Source organism: Methylobacterium sp. 13MFTsu3.1M2 (genome assembly GCF_900112625.1).
In the GTDB taxonomy this organism is placed as follows: Bacteria; Pseudomonadota; Alphaproteobacteria; order Rhizobiales; family Beijerinckiaceae; genus Methylobacterium.
Genome location: NZ_FOMM01000059.1, coordinates 1 through 6,026, shown reverse-complemented (window position 1 = coordinate 6,026; position 6,026 = coordinate 1). Strand labels below are relative to the sequence as shown.

Here is a 6,026-nt window from a genome sequence, read left to right as displayed (position 1 = left end):
TGGCGCGGACGAACCGGGCGGCGACGGCGGACCTGAACGCGGCCGCGGCCGAGATCCGCGCCTCGGCGCAGGAGCAGGCCGCCTCGGTCGAGCAGCAGTTCGCCGCCGTGCAGGAGACCGCCGCCACGGTCGACGAGATCACCCATTCGGGGGCGCAGATCTCCAAGCGCGCCACCGAGGTGATCGCCACCGCCCAGGCGACCGCGCAGACCTCGCGCCAGGGCCTGCGCGCGGTGTCCGACACCGCCAAGGCCATGGACGCGATCCGCGAGCAGGCGGAGGCGGTGGCCGGCAACATCGTCAGCCTGTCGGAGAAGACCCAGACGATCGGCGACATCATCGAGACGGTCAACGACATCTCGGAGCGCACGCACCTGCTGGCGCTGAACGCCGCCATCGAGGCGGCCGCGGCCGGCGAGAGCGGGCGCAGCTTCTCGGTGGTGGCCTCGGAGATGAAGCTCCTGGCCGACCAGGCCAAGGCGGCCACGGGGCAGGTGCGGGGGATCCTGGGCGAGATCCAGCGGGGCATCAACACGTCGGTGATGCTGACCGAGGAGGCGGTCAAGCGCGCGGCGGCGGGCAAGACGCGCTCGGACACGACGCAGCGCACGATCGAGGAGATCACCGCGCGGGTGGAGGAGAACGTGCAGACGTTCCAGCAGATCGTGGCCTCGACCAACCAGCAGCAGCTGGGCATCGAGCAGGTGATGGGGGCGCTGCAGAACATCCGCCAGGCCAGCCAGCAGACCGCGGCCGGCACGCGGCAGGTCGAGGCCGCCTCCGCCAACCTCACCGAGCTCGCCCAGGCCCTCATGGCCCTGGCCGAACGATACCGGCACTGAGGCGGGCGCCCCGACCGTCCTCCTACGGCTACGGCCCGATTGTTCGGACCGCGCTCTCCTCGTCCGGCTGGTCCGGATCGGCGGAGGCCGGAGACACTCAGCCGCGATGCGCCGGCCGGTGCGGCGCCTGTCGCCGGGACGCGGTCGCGGCGCGCGCGCGGGCTGCCCGGACGCGCACGATGTCGGCCATCCCGACCGGCCGCGGCGGTGCCTCGCCGGTGAACGGCATGCGGCTGTGAACGTCGCCGTAATAGTCCGACCCGCCCATCCCGAAGCCGCCGGCGACGACGGGTCCGTCGAGGAGCGGCTCTCCGGCCGACGCTCCGGTGGCGATGAGGACGAGAAGTGGGACGGCGAGGAGAAGGCGCATGATCACATGCGTACACCGTCCTGCGTCAGCTTCGCGGCGGCGGCGGTCACGATGGCGTGCGCGCTGCCGGCCCGCGGCGCTGCCCTCAGGTGTCTGGGTCGACGCCGCGATAGCGCGTCGGATGCGTGCGCGCCTTCTGCCAGCCGGTCCGCCCCTGCGCGAAGCCGACCTCCAGGAAGTGGACGAGCGGGTTCACGCCGGCCACGCGAACATCCGGGTTCGCGTCGAGATACCCGTCGGTGCTGAAATGCCCGCTCGGGTCACGGCCCTCGCGCCAGCCGAGATCGAGGTAGTGTCGCGCGGGTCCGTGGGGATACTGGCACGTGTCGGCGTACCAGCTCCTGTAATAGGCCTCATCGAAGCCCGGGAGCGGGCTCTCCAGATAATGATCGAGACCGTACCGGTCGCGGATCTGGCCGGCGACGCGCGCGGCGACGGCCGCGTAATCCCGCAGATGCGTCCCTTCCACGAAGGCCTCGTCCTCGGCGAGACCGAAGCGCGCTCCGCGCAGCGCCGCGAACGGGTCGAAGAACGAGACCCCCCGGCGTGCGCAGACGGCGCGGAGGAGATCGGAATAGACCTCGACCGCGGCGGGATCGCGCTCGGCAACCCTCGAGACCGGCGTCGGCGGCAGCGCCGAGACCAGCGTGTCGAGGGCGAAGGCCTGGAAGCGGTCGACGATGCGATCCGCGTGGTCGGAGAAATCGGCCGTCGCCGATCGCCCGAGCGCCGACGGCGAGCGGATGTCGTTGGTCCCGACGAACAGGACCGCCAGGAAGGCCGGCAGGGGCGCACGCAGCAGATCGAGGGCCCGGCAATAGGAGCGTGCCGTCCCGCCCGCGAGCCCGGCATTCAGCACGGGACGGGAAACGACCGGCCGCGGCATGTGAGCCGCGTGCGAGTCGCCGGCGAGCACGACGCAGCCGCTCGGCGCAGCGTCGAAAACGGCCTGGATATGGCCGATCTTGTGATGGCGGAGGGCGCCGCTGCGGAGCGCCCTCACGGCCTCTGACAAACCCATACGAATCTTGAACACCGCCCCCGCGTCCCGCACCGTAGGAGGCTCAGTTTTCCCAAGTCCAGTCCCCCCCGAGCGCGAAACGGATTTTCGGCGCCGCCGGTGTTGCCGGGCGACAGTGCCGGGAATGCCGCCCGGATCATGAATGCTGGCCGGTGGCGGAACCAGATCCGCCGGTGCGCTGTTGTGGAGCCCTCCGCGATGGTGCAATGGAGCCGCCCCTGCGGGCGCCGTCGACCGCCACGAATCCCTCTCGTGCTCTCGTCCTCGATCGATCACATGGTCCGCGGCTACTTATCGTTCACGCCCTTCAAGTTGAGAGACCTTCATCCGGCACCGGTGGCGCGGCGACATGTCTTTTTCATTCACGGATTCGACGCCCGCAGCGGCATCCGCTTCCCCGCCTTCTTCAAGCGGGAGCTTCACCGTCACGCGACCCGGTTCGGGGCGATGCCGCGCGCGGTCTCGGAGATCCGGACCGATCCGGATGGTCTGACCCGGAGCTGGACGGTCGACGCGCCCGCCGACGGCGACGGTGCGGCGGTCCGCTGCGAGACCCTGATCTGGAGCGATATCGTCCATGCGGATCTCGCGCGTCCCGTGTCGCGCAAGCTGGCTCTGCTGGCGCGGAGCGTCGCGGCGGGGCTCGCACAGGGATTGGTCTTCAAGACGTCCCGGTTCGGATGGCCCTACACGGTGCTGACCGCTTTCCCGTTCTTCGTCGCCTTCGTGGCCCCGGCGCTCCTGATCGCGCTCGGCACCGCGATCTACGCTGCCGTCAGCCCGGCGGCGCCGACGGAAACGGTCGGCGTGGCGCTGCTTCTCGCGGCCGCGGCGCTCGCGCTCCTGTACGGCGCCAAGAAGGCGCTCGGGCGCCTGTTCTTCTGGCACATCCTGAGCATCCGGATCTTCTTCTGGCAGCACGCGACCGGTCGGCGGCCGGATTACGCGGACCGGGTCGCGGCCTTCCGGGACCGTGTCCTGGCCGAACTAGCCCACTGGCGCGCGAACCCCGCGGACGCGCCCGACGAGGTCATGATCGTCGGCCATTCCCTCGGCGCAGCCATGGCGGTCGAGGTCGCCGCGCAGGTCCTCGCGCGCCTCGGGACCGACGATCGAGGGCATCCGCGCCTGTCGCTCGTCACGCTCGGCTCGGGGCTGCCCTTCGTGGCGCTCCAGCACGAGGCCCGCGCGCTGCGCGACGACATCGCGACCCTCGTCTTCAGCGACCGCATCGTCTGGTGCGACTACCAGGCCCCCCAGGATTGGCTCAACTGCTACGGCTTCAATCCGATCTTCGATCTCGGATTCGGACGACCCGCCTTCCTGGCCTGCAACCCGCTCATCCGTTCCGCCGGGGTCAAGGACAGGATACCCGAGGACGACTACAAGCGCCTGCGCCTCAAGCCTTTCCACATGCACTTCCAGTTCCTGAAAGCCAATTTCAGGCCGGGGGAGTACGATTTTTTCGAGATGATCCTCGGGCGGCAATCGCTGCTCGACCGCGCCCTGCGGCCGGTCTGCCGCCGCGCGGTCCCGCCCGCGCAGGGTGCGTGATCGCGTCCGCGGGAGACGCGTCGGGACACGATCGGAGCCGCCGGTCCGAGCCGCCGGATATCAGACGGCCACATTCCGGTCGTCAGCACGCCGCCGGAATGTCTCGGCATCTCGGAGTCAGGAGCGGACCGGTGGGAGCGATGGGAATGAGGATGCTGCCGGTTCTCGTTGCGCGGAAGGGCGCTCGCGTCGGGATGCTCCTGGCGGTGCTCGCCGTCCCGGTCGCGGGCGAGGCCGGCTGGAAGGGGCCGGAGGCGCAACCGCTGTTCGTCAACGAGGCCAATCCGGCCGGCTACAACTACGCGCCGAGCGTCATCACCGAGAACGGGACCACCGACATCTGGTGGTGCGGTCAGGGCAAGACGGACGTCATCTTCCATCGCTCCTACACGCCGCAGACCGGCTTCTCGCCGGCGCGGATCGTGTTCCAGCCGACCCCCAACTCCTGGAACCGGCAGTACGTCTGTGATCCCAGCGTGATCCGGGGCCGCTTCGTCAACCCGGCGGACGGGCAGACCTACGCCTACGCGATGTACTATTCGGGCGCAGACAACCTGCCCGGAAACAACAACCAGACTGGCCTCGCCTTCTCGAACGACAAGGTGACGTGGGTCGACTACCCGGAACCGGTCATCAAGCCGATCAACCCGGTCGTCGCGCAGGGCAATTACGGCACCGGCCAGCCGGCGACCTTCTCGGACGGTCGGTCCGGCCTGTTCGTCTTCACCACGGATCTCACCGGGCCGCAGGGCGTGCCGGGCTTCGGTGACCTCTACGTCCGGCACACGGCCGACGGCGTGCATTTCGGGGTGCCGGCGCGAGTCCCCAACGCCACGACCGACGGCTCGACCATCAACCCGAACTCGGATTTCGCCTACGATCCCAAGACCGGCGAGGTCTACGTCATCACCGGGTTGCCGGGCCGCGTGTGCCAGCAGGTGGCTTGCAAGGATCCGGGGCGCAATCCCGACCGGGAAACCTACCAGATGGGGCTGTTCAGGATGCCCCTGAAGGCTGTGCTGAGCGGGGCGCCGGCGGCGTGGACACCCCTGGGCTACCTGAACTCCGACGTTACGGGCTTCTACCTGAACCACAGTCCCGGCTTCCAGCGCGACGGGGCGGGGTTCCTGACGCCGTTCCTGCCGGACATCACGGTCTTCTTCTCAGGGGGTGACCCCTATCCCGGCACGTGGCGGATCGCCGAGGCGCGGCGGCCGAAGGGCGCCGACCGCCTTCCCCTGCGGCGCGCCTTCGGGCCCGGCGGCCACTGGGTGACGACCGGCTATATCGGGCCGGGCTACACGATCGAGCGCAGCCTCGGTACCGTGTTGACGCTCCCGGCGCCCGGGACCGCGATGCTGATGAGCTGCGCGGCAGGACAGGACCACTTCCTCAGCCGCGACCCGAGATGCGAGGGCCAGACACCGCTCGGGCAGACCGGCTACGTCTACGAGGCGCAGAGGCCGGGGAGCCACCCGATCTACCGTTGCATCGCCGGAGGCCGCGATCATTTCGTGTCGACCGTCCCGGACTGTGAGGGTCACGTGTCCGAAGGGATGCTCGGCTACGCGCTGGACTGAGAATCCGTCCCGCGGCGCGAGGCGGCCGGATCGCCTGATCAGCCCGCGCCGGACGGGATGGACTCCCGCCGCTTCAAGTCTCCGATGACCTCCTGGTCGGGACGCCCCTGATCGATGCCGTCCGGGACTGGCTTGCGCGCGCGGGCCGTAAATTTTCCGGTAACGCTACCGGCGCGGCGAAAATACTCGCGCGCTTAATCCGGACTTAACCCTAACCGGTATTCTTAGTCATCCCCGAGAATCGGGTTGCTCCGGTTGGAAAGATAGCGATCCATGTCCTCCATCACCCTGTCGGCCGCGACGCGCCAGAACCTGCTCTCGCTGCAGGACACCGCCCAGCTGATGGCGACCACCCAGAACCGGCTCGCGACCGGCAAGACCGTCAACTCCGCCCTCGACAACCCGACCAACTTCTTCACCTCCCAGGCCCTCGACGGACGCTCCTCGAGCCTGAACTCGCTCCTCGACGGCGTCTCCAACGGCATCCAGTCGATCCAGGCCGCCAACCAGGGCATCACCTCGATCCAGAAGCTCGTGGACCAGGCCAAGTCGATCGCCAACCAGGCGCTCTCGACCCAGCTCTCCACCACCGGCACAGCCGCCAACGCCTACAGCGCCAGCACCGCCTCCTCGACCGTGCTCCTGACCATCAACGGTAC

5 protein-coding genes and 1 pseudogene are annotated in these 6,026 nt (G+C 69.3%); 4 read left to right on the top strand and 2 right to left on the bottom strand.

All coding sequences use genetic code 11. From position 1 onward, the window contains the following. Positions 1–842: methyl-accepting chemotaxis protein (locus BM314_RS29720; RefSeq protein ID WP_244540077.1), on the top strand; the 842-nt coding region annotated here is incomplete at its 5' end. A 97-nt stretch (positions 843–939) separates the two neighbouring features. Here BM314_RS29720 and BM314_RS29715 read toward each other — a convergent pair. Together BM314_RS29715 and BM314_RS29710 are read right to left on the bottom strand one after the other, a co-directional pair. Beyond that, positions 940–1,212 carry a hypothetical protein gene (locus BM314_RS29715; RefSeq protein WP_042672101.1) on the bottom strand — a complete coding sequence of 91 codons (273 nt, stop codon included), beginning with the start codon at positions 1,210–1,212 and terminating at the stop codon, positions 940–942. Between the two features lie 85 nt (positions 1,213–1,297). Further along, positions 1,298–2,098, bottom strand: coding sequence for an SGNH/GDSL hydrolase family protein (locus tag BM314_RS29710; protein ID WP_244540096.1), 801 nt, complete (start codon positions 2,096–2,098; stop codon positions 1,298–1,300). A gap of 582 nt (positions 2,099–2,680) precedes the next feature. Between BM314_RS29710 and BM314_RS29705 the strand changes: the two genes are divergently transcribed. The 3 genes and pseudogenes from BM314_RS29705 to BM314_RS29695 form a co-directional block, all read left to right on the top strand. After that, complete coding sequence (locus BM314_RS29705; protein ID WP_244535085.1) at positions 2,681–3,787, top strand: lipase family protein; 1,107 nt, start codon at positions 2,681–2,683, stop codon at positions 3,785–3,787. 146 nt (positions 3,788–3,933) lie between these two features. Further along, positions 3,934–5,367 (top strand): hypothetical protein, encoded by a 1,434-nt coding sequence (locus BM314_RS29700; RefSeq protein ID WP_244540095.1) that lies wholly within the window; start codon positions 3,934–3,936, stop codon positions 5,365–5,367. 273 nt (positions 5,368–5,640) lie between these two features. Beyond that, positions 5,641–6,026, top strand: a pseudogene (locus tag BM314_RS29695) (flagellar protein); the annotation flags it as partial.